Source organism: Hymenobacter roseosalivarius DSM 11622, from assembly GCF_900176135.1.
GTDB lineage: Bacteria > Bacteroidota > Bacteroidia > Cytophagales > Hymenobacteraceae > Hymenobacter > Hymenobacter roseosalivarius.
In genome coordinates this window covers 84,767-101,224 of the sequence record NZ_FWWW01000076.1, presented here as the reverse complement: position 1 = coordinate 101,224, position 16,458 = coordinate 84,767, and the positions used below count along the sequence as shown (strand labels likewise).

Sequence of the window (16,458 nt, the reverse complement as noted above, 5' to 3'; positions counted from 1 at the left end):
AAAGATGGTGATTTAGCTTGCCTGATGGGTAGGGACGCGTCGCACGCGCCCGTCGTTGAACGACCCGTATAGAGCAAGTAAGAACTAAACAACGCCGGGCGCGTACGACGCGCCCCTACTTTTGCCTACTTTTAGGGCAAAACTCAGCCCTATGATCGTTGTCACTGGGGCGGCCGGCTTTATTGCCAGCTGCCTTGTCACCCGCCTGAATGCCGCCAATTTCAATGATATCGTGGTGGTCGATAATTTCACTACGGAGCGCAAGCTTGCCAACCTGAAAGGGAAGCGCCTGCGCGAGTACGTGGACCGCAATGAATTCTTTGAGTGGCTCGATAAAAACCACGAGCAGGTAGAATTCATCTTCCATCTCGGTGCCCGCACCGACACCGCCGAGAAGAGCCGCGAAATTCTGGATTTGCTGAATCTGGAGTATTCCAAAAAGGTATGGCAGGCGTGCTGTCAGTACCAGTTGCCGCTGGTGTATGCCTCGTCGGCGGCTACGTATGGCTCAGGCACGCTGGGCTACGCCGATGATGATGCGCTGCTGCCGTTGCTGCGGCCGCTCAACCCGTATGGGGAGTCAAAAAATGACTTTGATAACTGGGCGGTGGCGCAGGTTGAAAAGCCATTCTTCTGGGCTGGCTTGAAGTTTTTCAACGTGTACGGTCCCAATGAGTACCACAAGGGCCGCATGGCCTCGGTGATATTTCACGCCTACGAGCAGATTCGGCGTACCGGCTCCATGGAGCTATTTCGCTCTCACAACCCTGATTTTGCCGATGGCGAGCAGAAGCGCGACTTTGTGTATGTGAAGGACGTGTGCGAGGTATGCTACTTCCTGATGCATCATCGCAAAAATTCCGGCATCTATAACTTAGGCAGCGGGGAGGCGCGCACCTTTTTAGATCTGGCTCTTAACACGTTCGCGGCCCTCAACCTGACGGCGGATATCCACTTTAAGGACACACCCGAAGATATCCGCGACACTTACCAATACTTCACGCAGGCTGAAATGCAGAAGCTACGCGGCATTGGCTACGACCAGCCCTTCACTCGCCTGGAGGATGGCATTCGAGATTATGTGCAGAACTATTTAGTGAGCGGCGTTTATCTATAAAGCTACCATCCTCATTTTTCCGGCCAACTAAAAATAGCCTGACCTTGGTAAACTCTTGGTCAGGCTGTCCGTTTTAAAGCCTGACTCTCCTCCCGCCTTTTACTCATTCACCAACTCTTACAACACCTGCATGCCCCAGCGATGTACCATTACGATAATAGGCGCGGGGTTTTCGGGTTCCATGTTGGCGGTGCAGCTTGCCCATGCGAGCGGCAGCTACGCCTACGATGTGCATCTGGTAGACCCTCGCCCCGCTCCGGGATTAGGTCTAGCCTATTCGGCGCCGCGGCCGGAGTATCTGCTGAATGTGCGTGCTAGCCGCATCAGCGCCTTTCCTGATAAGCCACAGCATTTTGTGGAATGGCTGTTGGCGAAAGGGTTGCCCGCCGACGAAGACGCATTTTGCCCGCGCCAGACGTATGGGCAGTATATCCAGGAATGCGTCAGTCACATTCTGGGCGAGGTAGCCAACGGGATGCGGATTCAATTGCATAGTCAGGCCGCAGTAGCCGCCACCATCGATAAGAAAGATAATACGGTGCTGGTTGAGCTTGCTGATGGCCATATTTTGCGCAGCCACCGCGTGGTGTTGGCGTTAGGCAATTTTCCGCCATTGGGACTTGCTGGCGCTGGGTTGGGGGGCAATTTTCCGCCAAACTATCACCCCAATCCGTGGACGCCCGGCGCACTGACTGGAATTGCCCCCCACGCTTCAGTTTTGCTTATTGGCACCGGCCTCACTTCTGTGGACGTACTGATGGCATTGCACGCCGATGGGCACCAGGGCCCAATTGTGGCCGTCTCGCGGCATGGCTGGTGGCCGACGGTACACGGACCAGCGCGGCACGCGCAGTATCCCAGCTTTTACGCTTCTGAGTTAGCTCATCTTACGGAGGTGGGCGCTGTAGTACGCGTGGTGCGCCAGCACATCCGTGGGGCTCAAGCTGCCGGCTATAATTGGCGCGATGTAGTAGACTCGCTTCGTCCTGATTTAGGTCGGATATGGTCTAATTGGCCGCTGGTAGAGCAAGCTCGCTTCCTGCGTCATGTCGCGTCGGTGTGGTCGGTGGTGCGGCACCGGAGTCCGGAGCAGAATGTGGCGGTACTGAAGCAGCTACGGGGGCGCGGACAACTACGAATCCACCTGGGCCGTGTGCGAAGAATTGCCCCCCAAGGCGCTGATTTAGGTGTAGAAATAACTCACGGCGGTCAACACGGGCAGCTTACCGCTCGCCATGTAATTGCCTGTACCGGCCCCTTACTCGATTACAGCCGCGTGCAAGACCCGCTGGTAAAAAGCCTTCGCGAAGCAGGCCACCTCCTCCCCGACCCTTTGCACCTGGGCATTCAAACCAACGAAAACGGGGCACTGCTGAACGCTGCTGGCCTAGCTTCCCCAATGTTTTTCACCCTGGGCCCTAGCCGACGTCCAGCCTATTTCGAGTCGACGGCGGTGCCGGAGTTACGGGAACAAGCTGCGGCCCTGGCTCAGCACATTCTTAGTCAGCCATAAACAACCGCTATTCGAACCCATCAGCAACAAAAAAGGGCACCGCATGTAGCGCCCTTTTTTGTTGCTTCATTATCAGCCTAAGCAGCTTCAGCATACATAGGAACTACAGCGGCTTCAGGAGTGATTGTAGTGGCATAAGAAGCTACTGTTTCGGGAGCGTTGCGACGAATAGCGCGCAGCAACAGATACTTGTACTCTTCCGCGTCAGCTAGCGCTTCTTCCAGCGCTAGCAACGCATCGTCGTAAGTAACGACCGGCACCGATTCAGCAAATTCGCCAGTGGGGTAAGTCAGTTGAAAAACCGGACCAGCGAGGTATTCAGCGGATGATTTCATAGGTAGAGCAGTAAGATACACGTCGGAAAAGCAGTCAAAAAGACAACAGCTTTGATGCATCTTTCATTCCCTGACTTCCCTATTATCGGCTTGTATTTTTCCGCAAATTATCATCTAAAATCCCTGCTTCAACTTCTCAGTTTCAGGCTTCTTCAAAGCTCGAAATATGGGGGCTATTCCTTAACTCTGAGAACAACTTTACCGAACTGTGTGCCGTCGGCCAGACGACGAATGGCTGCTTCTCCTTCGGCGAGGGGGAATACCTGATCTACGACGGGAACAATCTGTTTTTCCTCTATCAGGCTCACCATATCGGCGAAATCCTGCTCAGTTCCCATTGTGGAGCCCAGGATGGTAAGCTGCTTCCAGAAAACCTTGGCCGGTGGCACCTGCGGAATAGCGCCCAGTGTGCCGCCAAAAAACACGATACGACCACCAGGAGCCGCAGCATCGAGCAGGGCGTTAAAGCTGGGACCGGCTGCACTGTCTATAATCACGTCAAAAAGCCCACCAGCCTGCTTGGTGAGGTCGGCTACCCAGTTCTCGTCGTTGTAATCGGCTCCCCCTCTGGCTCCTAACTCCTGAGCGCGAGCCAGCTTTTCGGCTGAGCTGGACGTAACCCATACCCCGGCACCGCGGGCTACCGCCATTTGCAGCGCCAACACCGCTACGCCCCCGCCAATACCTGTGATAAGCACTCGCTCGCCCGCCTGCAAATCCGCCCGCGTAAAAGCCGCTCGGTAAGCCGTAAGCCCGCCAAGGGGCAGCGCAGCCGCTTGCTCGAAGCTCAAATGGGCCGGCTTAGCCCGCACGTATTGAGCAGGTACGCTCAGAAACTCGGCAAACGTACCTTGGTCAGGCAGGCCCAGAATCTTGAAGTTTTTCGCTTGAGCCTTCGGGTTGTCGCCCCAATTGTGGCCCGGATTGACAACCACTGCTTGCCCCAACAGCGACTCATCTGCGCCTTCCCCTACGGCGCTTACCACGCCAGCGCCATCAGAACCCAGAATGCACGGGAATTTCAGGCCGCCATATTGTCCCTTCTGAATCCAGACATCGCGGTGATTGAAGGCAGCAGCCCGAAGCGCCACCAGCACCTCACCAGCGGCGGGTACGGGTGTGGGCACTTCCTGAAGAACTAGCGGCTGGTTGATGCCGTGGAGTTGTAAAGCTTGCATGGAGGTAGAGTAAGTGAAAGAATAAAATTTAGTACGCAGAGAAAGTAAATAACACACACTTGTTTACAGTAATTATATTTACTATAATTACGATTACTATTTATATCTATGGCAAAATACCCTTCTATTGGCTTAGATACGACTTACCCCTCACTGAGCAACGGCAATGTGTCCGGTCCTTTAGCCAGCTATGCTGTTATAGCGAGGCGCGATGGTCTGGCGGCTCGGTTAAAGCGACAGTTCGAAAGTACTACTTCCATTGAGAGTTCAAACATGGCTTAAAAAATTGCTGGGGGGCTTTTTAAGCACCATGGTCCACCTGTCCGTATGATGAAGCGGCATATTCAGTTTATTTTCCTTTCACTACCCACACACGATGGTTGCCCAATCGCTTTTTTCCTTTGAAAGCCCGGATGACAGTCCTGGCTTTTTGCTTTGGCAAGTCAGCAATCATTGGCAGCGTGAAATAAAGAAAGCCCTGGAGCAGTTCGGGCTTACGCATGCCCAGTTTGTGGTGCTGGCAGCGGCCTATTGGCTGGGGCAGCAGGGTACTATTACGCAGACAGACTTAGCCGCCCATGCCCGCATCGATAAGATGATGACCAGTAAGCTGCTGCGTACGCTGGAAACCAAAGGGCTACTATTGCGCGCTGAGCACACCACCGATACCCGCGCCAAAGCCATCAGCCTTACCCCAATAGGCGTGCGGACGGCCGTGCAGGCCGCGTGGGCCGTAGAAGAATTTGAGAACCAGTTTTTCGCCTCCCTAGGCGCTGATGCCGCGATACTTAAGCAGCTAAAAACATTGTTACCTACTATCATCAAAGCATCTCACATATAGGTAGTTTGGTAGCTTCAGGCCTTCTGGCAAAATGTAGCGCACTCGCTACCTATACGCGGCTCAGTTTACAAAAAACGTTGCGCCAGCTCAGGCGTGGGCAGCATACACGACTCTTGCCGACCAAACCACTGGTAGCGGTGCCGCGCAACGAAACGATACAGTGCGTCGCGGAGCGCACGCGGCAGAACCATGCCTACGTATAGCAGTTGCCATGCTCCGCCTAAGCCACACAGAATGTGCAGTACGGCCGTCGAGTGGGTAAATACCTGGCCTCGCTCGATCAGCACTACTGTTTCGGGAGTGGGGGCTACGGTTGTGGCGTGGTGAGCCAGCAGCTTCTGCCCTGCCTCCGATTGGAGCGAAGTAAACCGAAAATGCCCCCCAGTATCGTGCGCAATAACGAATTGCACGAAGCCATTACACAGGTTGCAAACTCCATCAAACAGAATAACGGCGGGCTGATGAACCATAAATAGCAGCAGTATTTCCACCTATAACCAGACAGGCTGAAAAGTGTCTTTTATAAGCCATACGCAACGCGCATGAAGTAGCTGACTTATGGAAGCTGTCTAGGAAGTCAATTCCAGCTTATGCTTCGGCAAACGCAGCATAAGCTTCGGATGTAATCTCAACTACTTCCTAAGATGTGTGGGCAGTGAGTGACGAGGGCCATTATGCAGAACGTAGCGAAGCATTACGCGTGCGGTCGTTGGGTTAGTAAATCAACGCACGCGAGATGCTTCGCTACGTTCTGCATAACCGTTCAGAAGACGAAACAATTACTGTCCAGAAAGCCTAAACAGCTTCTATATATGACTCGCTCTCCAAGCGATAAATACAGATATTCATAGTCACTCCGTATTTTTTACTTGTGGTTTTTCTTGAAAAACAGGTATTTTTTCTAGGGTTGCTTTTTGGCTGCATTGCTCAACGTAATCGTATAGCTACTGAGTCCTATTTTAATTTCTGCTCCTTTTTATAACCAACATCTTTCCTTCATTCCAGTATGAAACAATCACGGCTTACTATTCTATCTGCTACTCTAGTAGCAGCAACTCTGACCTTAGGTGCCTGCGGAAGCGGCGATAATGCTGGTGGTGCTGGAGGCACTACATCATCAGAGAGCGGTATAGGAACCTCATCAGACACTGATATGATGTCTGCTGACTCGGCCGGCGGGTCCATGGAAGGTTCAACAACAGATATGTCTTCGACAGCGGGTAGTACAGCAGGCGGGACTACTGCTAGTGGCTCAACGGCAGGCAGCACAGCAGGTGGTTCGACAGCAGGCGGTATGGGTTCTACGGGTGGCGGTACGAGTACAGGTGGCGGCTCTACGACTCGCTAGTTTTGGGAAAAAGCCCCCTATACGCTTATTCTAACAGTAGTATTCAACCCTGAAAATGAGAATTTATCTAATTAGTACTTGCCTTCCCCGTATCGTTGAAATTTGGAGCTAGGAGGGCGTATTTATAATTAAACAACTGTTTTATTGTCTATTATTTTGATCTATTAAAAAATAATTCAGGCTATCAGTAACTATTTCTTTCCGTTTGCACGTAGAAGGGGCTCTTCTAATTGTATTCACCCGCTCTGGTTTAACCCATTCACCAACTAATCCTTCCAATGAAAAAATCACGGATTTTTGTCTCGACCCTCGCACTCGCCGGCATGTTTGTATCAGCTTCACTGATGTCTTCCTGCGCTTCTACTGGTACGGACGGAACTACCACCAGCGGTAGCACAACGGGTACAACCAACGACGCTATGGGTGGAAGCACCAGTGGCACGACCTCGGGCTCTACTTCAGGTAGCACTACTACGTATGGCACTACCTCCGGCTCAACCTCGGGTAGTACTAGCGGTACTACTTCAGGCTCTACCAGCGGTTCAACCACTATGGGTTCTACCTCGGGTAGTACTAGCGGTACTACTTCAGGCTCTACCAGCGGTTCAACCACTATGGGTTCTACCTCGGGCTCTACTACTACTGGCACGACCGGCACTACTACCATGGGCACCACGAGTGGCAGCACCAGCGGTAGCACAACGGGTACGACCAGCAGCTCAACTTCGGGTAGCACCACCACCGGCACTACTGGTACTGGCACCACTACTAAGTAAGTTGATGTTCATTAGCTTGAACATATAACCTGCGAAGAGAGGGATAATTACTACTTGGTAATTATCCCTCTTTGTTTAGAGAGGGGTATGAAATTAGTTGTTGCATCTGCTTTTTGCTCAGGCACTGGTACCATACCTTCTCAAGCTCCTTTTACTTATTCACCAACCCTCCTCAAAAAGCTATGAAAAAGTCATCTTTTGTATCGTTTGCCGCCTTGATTGCCGCAGTATTCCTTTCCGCCAGTGCTTCGGCTCAGACTACTACTGGCTCCACGACTATGGGCTCTACGACAATGGGTAGCACGAGCGGCTCTACCGCTGGCTCTACTACCAGGGGCACAACCGCCGGCAGCACTACAGGTACTATGTCGACTAGTGGTAGCACGAGCGGCACTATGACAACGGGCTCGACCACCGGCACCATGACGGCTGGTAGCACGACTACCGGCTCTACCGCTGGCACTATGACTTCGGGCTCCACGACTGGAACCATGACGACTGGGACCACTGCCGGCACTATGACTACTGGGTCTACGACTGGAACTACCACCGGTACCATGACGGCTGGTAGCACGACTACCGGCTCAACCGCTGGCACTATGACTTCAGGTTCCACTGTCGGCTCTGGCACAACGGGCACTACGGGAACAACTAGCAGCCGTACGTCTACGACCACCAGAACGCAATCAACCCGCACGTCTACGACGGGTACCAAGTCGGGCCGCACTAACACACGTACTACGTCAGGAAGCACTACCGGCACCAAGTCGGGTACTACTTCCGGCCGTACTACCAGCGGCAGCACTACCAGGGGCACCACGACCAACTAATTTCCTATTCCGGCCTTGAAGCCGGTTGCTCTTTTTGAAGGCGAAAAGGCAAACCATCCAACTAGGTGGCGTACCTTTTCGCTTTCTTTTTTTCTCCCATTTTGCCCCTCAGCGCGGCTCCTATGACCCGTGTTCTTAATTTCCTGCGCCGTCCTTTCGTTCTCGATCTGCGGGCGTTAGCCTTACTGCGCATAGCCACGGCGGCCGTTGTGCTGACCGACCTTGCCATCCGCAGCACCGATCTGGAGGCGCACTACGCCAACATGGGCATTCTGCCCTTGCATGTGCTGTATGAGCGCAACTGGAACGCGTACCAGGTTAGTCTGCACAATATTAGTGGCTTGTGGCAGATACAGGCGCTGCTGTTTCTGGTGGCGGCGGGGTTTGCGACGATGCTGCTGCTGGGCTACAAAACCCGCTTGGCGACGGTAGTCTCATGGCTGCTGCTGGTGTCGCTGCAAAACAGGAACCCCATCATCGGGCAGGGCGGCGACGACTTGCTGCGGATGCTGCTGTTCTGGGGGATTTTTCTGCCCTGGGGTCGTATGTACTCCACCGATGCGGGTCGGACGGAGCCGAAACCCGCCGCCTACTCGTACTTCAGTGCCGCTACGGTAGCATACGTGGTGCAGCTGGCGCTGGTGTACTGGTGTACGGCGTTGCTCAAAAATGCCCCCGAATGGACCACGGAAGGCACCGCCATTTATTACGCCCTCAGCCTCGACCAAGTGCTGATGCCGGGCGGCCGGATACTCTATCAGTTTCCGGAAGTGATGCGCTTTCTCACGTTTGCGACCTATTACACTGAGCTGCTGCTGCCGTTCGTGCTGTTCATTCCGGTGGGCGTACCGTTCTGGCGGATGCTGTTCGTGGTGGTGATGTACGGATTTCATCTCGGCATCAGCCTGACTTTGTTCGTAGGTTTGTTTTTCCTGATTAACATGGCCTCTGTGCTGGGCTTGCTGCCGACACCGGTCATGGACTGGATAGATCGGCAGGTTCGGACGCGCACGCAACGGCTGCAACCCCATTTGACCCGCCTGAGTAATTGGCGCAGTCCGGTGCGGGTAAATGTGGAGTCGAGCCTGAATTTGCCCCCTAAGACCATCCAAATATTGCACGGCCTGCGCAACGCGGTAGTGACTTTGCTGCTGGCCTACGTATGCTGGTGGAACCTCGATTCGATTGCCAATCCTTCGCTAACCATGTCGGAGCCCTTGCGCTGGTTTGGGTACCTGTTTCGCACCGATCAGCACTGGGGCATGTTCGCGCCGGCCGTATTCAAGGATGATGGCTGGTATATCCTGGACGCCACTACGCCCAAGGGCCGGCACATTGACCTGAACCGAAAAGGCAGGCCCCTTACGCTGGCCAAGCCGGCGTCAGTGGTGTCGTTGTTTAAAAATGACCGCTGGCGCAAGTACTCCGAGAATTACCTGTTTGTTTCCAACGCTTACCTGCGTCCGTACTACTGCAACTACCTGTTGCGCGTATGGAATGAAGACTCCGATAATGCCCCCGTGCGGCGGCTTGATGTCATTTATATGAAGGAGGTATCTCTGCCCAACTACAAAGTGGCCACGCCCAGCCGGGAAGTGCTTTGTAGCTGCGAAACTGCGCCGCCGGCTAAATAACCAGCCGATCGGCGCGGTTGCTGTCTTCCCTCTTGCTTGCTTTCCCCGACCTTAGTTCTAGAGCCCGCGCTAGTTGCTGGCTTTGCCGGGGGGCTTTTTTCGGTTCATTTTACCTTAAAAGTCTTCCCCGGCTCATTCACTGCTACGAATTCAAATTTTCTAACCTAAAACACTTTTCTCTATGGCTAATCGAGCTAGTACACCCCAACTCCAGGCCGTTGCGCCGGGCATTTGGGGGCTGCGTAATGTATTTACCAATCTCTACTATGTGCGCGAGCCGGAAGCGCCTACCAACGACTGGGTGCTGATTGACGCGGGTCTGCCCGGCTCGGCTGGCACCATTCGCCGCCACGCGGCCGAAATCTTCGGTCCGGAGGCGCGGCCGGCCGCCATCATCCTCACGCACGGACACTTCGACCATGTGGGGGCTTTGATTACGCTGGCCAACGAGTGGGACGTGCCCGTGTACGCACACCCCTTAGAGCTGCCTTACCTCACGGGCCGCTCAGCCTACCCCCCACCCGACCCTACGGTGGGCGGCGGAGTTATGGCCGCCCTGTCTTTTCTCTATCCCAAGCAGCCTATCGACCTCGGCAGCCGGGTGCAGGCGCTACCCGCCGACAACTCGGTGCCGCACCTGCCCGGCTGGCGCTGGCATCATACGCCTGGCCACACGCCCGGCCACGTCGCGTTTTTCCGCGAGCATGACCGCGTACTGCTCGCCGGCGACGCCTTCGTGACCGTGAAGCAGGAATCGGGGTCGGCGGTGTGGGAGCAGCGCCAGGAGGTGCACGGGCCACCTGCATATTTTACGCCCAACTGGCCCCAGGCCCGCCAATCAGTAGCACTGCTGGCCGACCTGAAGCCGCACATTGCCGCTACCGGCCACGGCATTCCGATGCACGGCACGCAGCTTTTGCAGCAGTTAGAAGAACTCGTGGAGCACTTTGATGAAGTTACCATTCCGAAGCACGGCCGCTACGTACCCCAGCCGGCTACTGCCGACGAAACCGGCGTAACCTCGGTGCCGCCGGCTGTGAGTACCGCCTTCTCTAAGTGGGCGCTGGGCCTGGGTCTGGCGGCCACGGTTGCTTTAGTATTGGTGAGTAACAAAAAGGGCAAGAAGCGTTACCAGCGTTAGTTTTCGTCGTAAACTATTCTTGTTTTCTCAGTGAGACCTCACTCTGCTCCTTTCCAAAAGGGCTGGGGTGAGGTCTCATTAGGTTCTATACCAACCAAGCTCATCTGTATTTTTATTTCATCTTTCCACCCATGCGTTCCTCCCAACCCAACCCCCACAAATCGGCGGCGAAGGAAATCAAAGAGAAGATAGCCGCCATTCACAAGCTCGATCTTCGCGAGCAATCCGTCGATGACCTGGTGCCCCTGATGCGTGAGCTGCTCGCGGGTCACGCGTTACGCTGCCTCGATTTCGCTCCTGGCCTGCTGCTGTATCGGGGTACACCCTGCGAGAAGCTGCCGCACCGCTTCGCCGATGTGTCGTACGCGCCGGCCAAGCGGGTCAAAGAAGATCAGCGCGCCAATCGGGCGGGCGTACCTATATTTTATTGCAGCGCCACCTGGCACCCACCCTTTTTTGAGGCCAGCGTAAAAAAAGGCGACCAGATCATCATTAGCCGCTGGCAGGCGCGGAAACCGTTGCGCATCGCCGGCTTCAGCTACGCCGACCTGTGCGCCGACGACCCGCACTCCGAGCGCGAAAAGGTGTTGCGCAAAGCCCTGAAGCAGCTACCAGAGTCGGAGCGGCACCTGACCGAGTTTATGATCGGCTGCTTCACCCAGCCCATTGCCTCCGGCGAGGAGCATCGGTACCGCTTATCCATTGCCCTCACAGAGGCGCTGGGGCTGGGTGAGCAATTCGACGGCCTCCTGTATCCATCGGCGGCTATGCCCAGCCCCTCGCACAATCTGGCGCTGCATCCACGCTGCATTGGTGAGCAAAAGCTGGTGCTTCAATACGTGGAGCATTTGTCCGTCAATCGTGTCGAGACCGAGACCATCGACGTGTGCTCGCTCAACTTTGCCCGCGGCGTAGCGCCCGATGAAAAGCTGCACTGGCTCAACCAGCCCGGCAACTGGATTTTGCGCGAAGGAGCGCAGGCAAATCAACACTGTTTTTAACCAAAAAGCCCCCCTGAAATATTTCCGGGGGGCTTTTTTGATTTATAATTTAATCAGCCAACGCCAGCAGCGCCGGAATATCCAGCGGGTCCGTGACCATGTTAATTTCGCCGGCGGCGGAGCGGGGCCACTCGTCCTGCGGGCGGTCGTAGTAAAGCTCGACGCCGTTACCATCAGGGTCATTCAGATAAATAGCCTCTGACACGCCATGATCGGCGGCGCCGGTTACGGGGTAGCCGGCCTCTAGCAGCCGCTTCAGGGCCACGGCCAGCTCCGGGCGAGTGGCATACAGAATAGCGATGTGGTACAGGCCGGCCGTGTTGCGAGGCGCGGGTGGCCCACCGAGGCTATGCCAGGTGTTCAGCCCAATGTGATGGTGGTAGCCGCCCGTCGAGATAAACACAGCCTGTGTGCCGTAGCGCTGGGTTATTTCGAAGCCCAACAGGCCGCAGTAAAAGCTGATAGCGCGGTCTAAGTCGGCTACTTTCAGGTGTACGTGCCCAATGCGAGTGGTGGCTGGGATGATATACGGCTGGCTCATAGTAGTCTGAACCACGGGTTAACGCGAATTCCACGGATTTTGTGGACGATTAAAATTTAACAAAATGTTCTCAATTATAGCCATATCAAGGCTTGTCCCGCGCACTCCTATAACCAAATAGGCCGATGACTAGTCGTCTACAAAATCCGTGGAATTCGCTCACTTCAATAAATCTGTGGTTCAGATTAGATCGCAATACCAAAAGCCTACTTCAGTAACGCCGGGCGTGGGAGCCGGATAGGTGCGGCGCACCAGCTCGCCGCGCACAAACGGAATAGGGCTGCTAAAATACGGGGCGTCGAACACGAAGCTGTGGTACTCGCCATTCTCGCCGCAGGGATCGACGCCGGGGGGCAAATCGCGTAGAAAATCGGCATCGAGGAGGCGGCCACAGAAGCTGGCGTCGAGGTGCTGCTCGTTTACGCACACCACGACGGCCTGAAAGCCCAGATCGAGGTATTCGCGCAGTAACTCGGCGGTGGGGCGCTGCCAAAGCGGAAAAATGCCCCCCAGCCCCACCCGCGCAAGCTGCTGCTCGCGGTAAGCCCGAAGGTCTTCCAAATAAATATCCCCGAAAATAGCCTGACTTACGCCCTGAGCCTGAAGCGGGGCTAAAGCGTCGTGCATGAGACGCTCATACTCCTCCATGCCGGGCGATTCGGGCAGCGCCAATTGCACCAGTGGCAGCCCGATGCGCTGGGCCTGCGCTTTGAGCAGCGCTACCCGCACGCCGTGCATAGACACGCGCTGGTAGTGGGCATTGATGCTGGTGAGCAGGTGCGTAACCTGATAGCTGGGGTCGCGCAGGGCGTGGTAGAGGGCGAGGGCCGAATCTTTGCCCCCACTCCAGTTCATAAGGGCTGAAACGGGCATCAGGCAAAGGTATCGGGCGGCGCGCAAATGGCCGGCCCGACAAAAACGCTGGGGGTGGCCTTTATTGCTGATTTAGCTTCGGCTATTGGCGGGCGCTTGTCGTATACAGGCCTTCCAACCTAGTCTTTCAACCCAAACACTTTTTTATGAAACTCCAACAGCGTTACGCGCTGGCTATTCTGCTGGTCGCTACGGCCCCGCTAGCCTCCTGCGACTACCAGAAGGGCCCCGGCAAAGACACCCAATTCGATAGGAACCTCAATTTGGAAGCCGCCCCCGAAGCCACCAGCAACGAAATAGCCCGCGACAGCGTGAACCGTGTGCAAAACGTGCAACCGCCGCTAGGCAAAGGCTCCGCTGCCGACCAGCAGATGTCCGTCGATAAGGCGATGAACTCGGCCCCAAGCGGCAATACGGCTACTTCGCCGCAAACGGCCTCGGGCCAGCCAGCCCCCGTGGGTAAAGCGCAGGATGGTAATAGCAAGAACGCGAAGCAGGCTCCTTCCCAAGCCGCCGGCTCCGGTTCCCAAGCTACCAGCTCCGGAGCCATGGGCTCCGGCCAAGGCACAACTTCCGGCAGCGGCGGCCAGACTACCCAGCGATAAAGACCATTGCTGACTTAGCTGCGCTCCGGCATACTAAAGCACGAAAAGCCCCCCAGCATTAAGTTGGGGGGCTTTTTCGTGGCTGATAACGCGGTATGCTACAGCAGTTGATTGGTAGTGCTGCGGCGCGCATCATGCACTACAGCCAACGCGCTTTTAAGCACCAAACTATCCTCCACCACCGCCCACACCGGGTCGGGCAGGCCGGTGCTGGAACCTAGCGCTTTGCGCAGATACAAGGCCCCGTAGGTGGCGGCCACCGCTACGGCACTGCCAATAAGCGCACCCTTTACTATACTGTCGTTCTGCGCTTTATATGCCGCCGCACCTGCCAGGCCACCCGCCAAAATACGCCCCAGCAGAACCGGTGGCGAGGTGCGGTCGGGCATACCCGGCAGCTTGTCGGCGGCCATTTCGGACACGGCTACACCTTTGAGCACCTTAGCCGTGGTAGGCGACTGCAAAAACCGCAACGGCGACCTGCCGATAGCCTTCGATTTGTTCTTGCTTAGGACGTGACTGATGGTGGCGGGCGCCGACATGCTGCGCATACCGGCTATCGCACCAAGGGCGAGAGCTTGTCGGAGTTGTTGAGACATTGGATTGAGCCTTAATAGCATAATGGATAGTGCCTTAAACGGGCGGCGTTGGTAGAAAGCCGACTGCCCAGCTTAAAAAACTATAGTCTTTTGTAGTTGTGAAAGCGTGGGCTTTGGAAAAAGCCCCCCAGATGTTGCTAGCCACAAAAAAAGGCAGCCTATCCAGCTGCCTTTTTTTCATTCAATTGAAACCTAAGCGCAGAATCTACTTCTGCCCGGCCGCCCAGGCGTCCATTTTGCGCTCCAGCACGGCCAGCGGCATCACGCCGTCCTTGAGCAGTTCGTCGTGGAAATTGCTGAGGTTGAATTTGCCCCCCAGCTGCTTCTCGTACTTGGCTCGCAGCTCGCGGATTTTCAGTGCTCCGATTTTGTAGGATAGCGCCTGGCCCGGAATGGCCATGTAGCGCTCAATCTCGGCCGTGGCGCCCTGCTCGCTGATGGCTTCGTTGTCCATCATGTACTTGATGGCCTCCTCGCGGGTCATGTTTTTGGTGTGCATCCCTACATCGACCACCAGGCGAATAGCGCGGTGCATCTCGTCGCCGAGCGCGCCCATGTACTGGTAGGGGTCGGTGTAGAGGCCCAGCTCCTTGCCCAGGCTCTCGGTATACAGCGCCCAGCCTTCGCCCATGGCCCCGTACCAGGCAAAGCGCCGGAACTTGGGCAGGCTCTCATTTTCCTGCTGCAGCGAAATCTGGTAGTGGTGGCCCGGAATGGCTTCGTGCAAGAACAGCGACTCCATGCCCGAAGTCGTGTTAAACTCCTTCGCACTCAGGATCGGAATGTAGAACACGCCCGGCCGCGAGCCGTCGGGGTTGCCCTGGTTGTACTCGGCCGAGGCGGAAGCGGCGCGAAACGCCTCCGTCTGCCGAATCTCGAAAGGCGTTTTGGGTGTGCGCCCGAACATCTTTTGCAGGTTCGGGTCAATCTTGGCCTGAATAGCCCGGAAAGCGCCCAGCACCTGCTCGGGCGTCTGGTAGGGCATGAACTTCTTGTCGGTTTTCAGATAAGCGAAGAACGCCGGCAGGTCGCCCTTGAAGCCGACTTCATTCTTTACGCGCTCCATTTCCGCGCGAATGCGCTTTACTTCCGCCTGACCCGTCTGATAGATTTCCTCGGGCGTCTTGTCAGTGGTGGTCCAGCTCTTTACGTAGTAGCGGTAGATTTCCGGCCCGTTGGGAATGGCCGCAATGCCGGTGGTGGTACGGGCTTTGGGCAGGTATTCGCTCTTCAAAAAGGCCCCCAGCTTCTGGTAGGTCGGCACGATGTCTTTCAGAATGACCTCTTTATAAGCAGCCGTGAGACGCTGCTTGTCCGCGTCCGAAATACCATCCGGAAACTTGGCCACGGGACCGTAGAACAGGCTCTTGGTCGCGTCCGTGACTACCAGGTCCTGCATCTGCGGAATCATCTTCTCCACCAGCGGACGGGACAATACTACGCCGGCGGCCATGCCCTTGCGGAAATTGCCGATGGCCGAGTCGCCCCAGGCGGCAAAGCCCTTGGCGCGGCCCAGCCAGTCGTCGTAGTCCTTTACGGTTTTGAAAGGCTGAATGCCCGAGCCCGACCCAAATTGTCCCAACGTAATGGGCAGGCCCCAGAACTGCTGAAACGGAATCATCCAGGTGTTCAGCTTCAGGCCGGCCAGCTTGTTTTCGAGGTCGTACTTGAAAATGTCGTAGCTGATCTTGTCGTTGTCCGAGAGCTTCTCGCGGTCAAACTTCTGCAGCTGGCCGAGGTAGTTCTGGTAGGTGCTGCGCAGCGTGTCGCGGAAGGCCTGGGTCTGGTCGTTGGGCAGGCGGTCGTTGTAGCGCTTGTCGCCCTGGGCGGTGGCTTCCAGGGGGAAGAGCTTGAGGTTTTCCTCCCAGTAGTTGGCAAACAGCGTCGACAGGTCTTTCACCTCGGCGGTGCCGGTAGCGGTGGCGTCGGCCGAAGCGCCGCCATCGGCAGCGGTTTTCTGCTGATTACAGGCGGTGAGCAGCGCGCCGGCCAGCAGCCCGGTAAGGGCAAGTTTTTTCATGAGAAAGGGAGGAAGAAAGTGAGGGAGATTCGTGCGAGTGGCAAGATAGGTAGTCGGCCAATAAAGAGGGCGAACCCGAAGAGCAGGGGGCAGTTTCACTTGACCC

General features: G+C 55.8%; 16 protein-coding genes. 7 read left to right on the top strand and 9 right to left on the bottom strand.

The window, feature by feature from the left end; genetic code table 11:
• The first annotated feature begins 151 nt into the window (after positions 1–151).
• Both rfaD and B9A24_RS13830 read left to right on the top strand, forming a co-directional pair.
• Positions 152–1,117, top strand: a complete 966-nt coding sequence (gene rfaD / locus B9A24_RS13835; protein ID WP_084446613.1) for an ADP-glyceromanno-heptose 6-epimerase — start codon at positions 152–154, stop codon at positions 1,115–1,117.
• A gap of 130 nt (positions 1,118–1,247) precedes the next feature.
• Entirely contained in the window at positions 1,248–2,630 is a 1,383-nt protein-coding gene (locus B9A24_RS13830; protein ID WP_084446612.1) for an FAD/NAD(P)-binding protein, read from the top strand.
• Between the two features lie 77 nt (positions 2,631–2,707).
• Here the strand turns inward: B9A24_RS13830 and B9A24_RS13825 are convergent, their stop codons facing one another.
• Both B9A24_RS13825 and B9A24_RS13820 read right to left on the bottom strand, forming a co-directional pair.
• On the bottom strand, positions 2,708–2,965 hold the full coding sequence (locus B9A24_RS13825) for a hypothetical protein (RefSeq protein WP_084446611.1): 258 nt from the start codon (positions 2,963–2,965) through the stop codon (positions 2,708–2,710).
• A 173-nt stretch (positions 2,966–3,138) separates the two neighbouring features.
• Positions 3,139–4,143, bottom strand: a complete 1,005-nt coding sequence (locus B9A24_RS13820) for a zinc-binding dehydrogenase (protein ID WP_084446610.1) — start codon at positions 4,141–4,143, stop codon at positions 3,139–3,141.
• A gap of 376 nt (positions 4,144–4,519) precedes the next feature.
• On the opposite strand from B9A24_RS13820, the gene B9A24_RS13815 reads away from it, so the two are divergent.
• Complete coding sequence (locus B9A24_RS13815; protein ID WP_084446609.1) at positions 4,520–4,984, top strand: MarR family winged helix-turn-helix transcriptional regulator; 465 nt, start codon at positions 4,520–4,522, stop codon at positions 4,982–4,984.
• 65 nt (positions 4,985–5,049) lie between these two features.
• Here the strand turns inward: B9A24_RS13815 and B9A24_RS13810 are convergent, their stop codons facing one another.
• From B9A24_RS13810 to B9A24_RS13800, 3 genes are all read right to left on the bottom strand, one after another.
• On the bottom strand, positions 5,050–5,454 hold the full coding sequence (locus B9A24_RS13810) for a thiol-disulfide oxidoreductase DCC family protein (RefSeq protein ID WP_084446629.1): 405 nt from the start codon (positions 5,452–5,454) through the stop codon (positions 5,050–5,052).
• 1,137 nt (positions 5,455–6,591) lie between these two features.
• A complete protein-coding gene (locus B9A24_RS13805) occupies positions 6,592–7,098 on the bottom strand; it encodes a hypothetical protein (RefSeq protein ID WP_084446608.1) in 507 nt (168 codons plus the stop codon).
• Positions 7,099–7,361: 263 nt separating this feature from the next.
• The gene (locus tag B9A24_RS13800; protein WP_084446607.1) at positions 7,362–7,928 is read right to left on the bottom strand and encodes a hypothetical protein; all 567 of its coding nucleotides are present in this window, start codon (positions 7,926–7,928) and stop codon (positions 7,362–7,364) included.
• A 132-nt stretch (positions 7,929–8,060) separates the two neighbouring features.
• Between B9A24_RS13800 and B9A24_RS13795 the strand changes: the two genes are divergently transcribed.
• From B9A24_RS13795 to B9A24_RS13785, 3 genes are all read left to right on the top strand, one after another.
• Positions 8,061–9,572: a hypothetical protein gene (locus B9A24_RS13795; RefSeq protein ID WP_084446606.1), complete on the top strand. Its 1,512-nt coding sequence runs from the start codon at positions 8,061–8,063 to the stop codon at positions 9,570–9,572.
• Positions 9,573–9,753: 181 nt separating this feature from the next.
• Positions 9,754–10,713 (top strand): MBL fold metallo-hydrolase, encoded by a 960-nt coding sequence (locus B9A24_RS13790; protein WP_084446605.1) that lies wholly within the window; start codon positions 9,754–9,756, stop codon positions 10,711–10,713.
• A gap of 131 nt (positions 10,714–10,844) precedes the next feature.
• Positions 10,845–11,714: an RES domain-containing protein gene (locus B9A24_RS13785; RefSeq protein WP_084446604.1), complete on the top strand. Its 870-nt coding sequence runs from the start codon at positions 10,845–10,847 to the stop codon at positions 11,712–11,714.
• Between the two features lie 49 nt (positions 11,715–11,763).
• Here the strand turns inward: B9A24_RS13785 and B9A24_RS13780 are convergent, their stop codons facing one another.
• Both B9A24_RS13780 and B9A24_RS13775 read right to left on the bottom strand, forming a co-directional pair.
• Entirely contained in the window at positions 11,764–12,255 is a 492-nt protein-coding gene (locus tag B9A24_RS13780) for a VOC family protein (protein ID WP_084446603.1), read from the bottom strand.
• 180 nt (positions 12,256–12,435) lie between these two features.
• Positions 12,436–13,128, bottom strand: a complete 693-nt coding sequence (locus B9A24_RS13775; RefSeq protein ID WP_234997277.1) for a Dph6-related ATP pyrophosphatase — start codon at positions 13,126–13,128, stop codon at positions 12,436–12,438.
• A gap of 146 nt (positions 13,129–13,274) precedes the next feature.
• Here B9A24_RS13775 and B9A24_RS13770 point away from each other — a divergent pair, with 146 nt between their 5' ends.
• Positions 13,275–13,733: a hypothetical protein gene (locus tag B9A24_RS13770; protein ID WP_084446601.1), complete on the top strand. Its 459-nt coding sequence runs from the start codon at positions 13,275–13,277 to the stop codon at positions 13,731–13,733.
• Between the two features lie 98 nt (positions 13,734–13,831).
• Here the strand turns inward: B9A24_RS13770 and B9A24_RS13765 are convergent, their stop codons facing one another.
• Together B9A24_RS13765 and B9A24_RS13760 are read right to left on the bottom strand one after the other, a co-directional pair.
• Complete coding sequence (locus B9A24_RS13765) at positions 13,832–14,332, bottom strand: DUF4126 family protein (protein ID WP_159452051.1); 501 nt, start codon at positions 14,330–14,332, stop codon at positions 13,832–13,834.
• Between the two features lie 205 nt (positions 14,333–14,537).
• The gene (locus B9A24_RS13760; protein WP_084446599.1) at positions 14,538–16,352 is read right to left on the bottom strand and encodes a DUF885 domain-containing protein; all 1,815 of its coding nucleotides are present in this window, start codon (positions 16,350–16,352) and stop codon (positions 14,538–14,540) included.
• Positions 16,353–16,458: the final 106 nt, after the last annotated feature.

Coding starts and splice junctions, on each gene's coding strand:
- B9A24_RS13810 (WP_084446629.1), bottom strand. CDS start 5,454: ATGGTTCATCAGCCCGCCGTTATTCTGTTTGATGGAGTTTGCAACCTG.
- B9A24_RS13820 (WP_084446610.1), bottom strand. CDS start 4,143: ATGCAAGCTTTACAACTCCACGGCATCAACCAGCCGCTAGTTCTTCAG.
- B9A24_RS13780 (WP_084446603.1), bottom strand. CDS start 12,255: ATGAGCCAGCCGTATATCATCCCAGCCACCACTCGCATTGGGCACGTA.
- B9A24_RS13770 (WP_084446601.1), top strand. CDS start 13,275: ATGAAACTCCAACAGCGTTACGCGCTGGCTATTCTGCTGGTCGCTACG.
- B9A24_RS13790 (WP_084446605.1), top strand. CDS start 9,754: ATGGCTAATCGAGCTAGTACACCCCAACTCCAGGCCGTTGCGCCGGGC.
- B9A24_RS13765 (WP_159452051.1), bottom strand. CDS start 14,332: ATGTCTCAACAACTCCGACAAGCTCTCGCCCTTGGTGCGATAGCCGGT.
- B9A24_RS13830 (WP_084446612.1), top strand. CDS start 1,248: ATGCCCCAGCGATGTACCATTACGATAATAGGCGCGGGGTTTTCGGGT.
- B9A24_RS13825 (WP_084446611.1), bottom strand. CDS start 2,965: ATGAAATCATCCGCTGAATACCTCGCTGGTCCGGTTTTTCAACTGACT.
- B9A24_RS13760 (WP_084446599.1), bottom strand. CDS start 16,352: ATGAAAAAACTTGCCCTTACCGGGCTGCTGGCCGGCGCGCTGCTCACC.
- B9A24_RS13775 (WP_234997277.1), bottom strand. CDS start 13,128: ATGCCCGTTTCAGCCCTTATGAACTGGAGTGGGGGCAAAGATTCGGCC.
- B9A24_RS13785 (WP_084446604.1), top strand. CDS start 10,845: ATGCGTTCCTCCCAACCCAACCCCCACAAATCGGCGGCGAAGGAAATC.
- rfaD (WP_084446613.1), top strand. CDS start 152: ATGATCGTTGTCACTGGGGCGGCCGGCTTTATTGCCAGCTGCCTTGTC.
- B9A24_RS13815 (WP_084446609.1), top strand. CDS start 4,520: ATGGTTGCCCAATCGCTTTTTTCCTTTGAAAGCCCGGATGACAGTCCT.
- B9A24_RS13795 (WP_084446606.1), top strand. CDS start 8,061: ATGACCCGTGTTCTTAATTTCCTGCGCCGTCCTTTCGTTCTCGATCTG.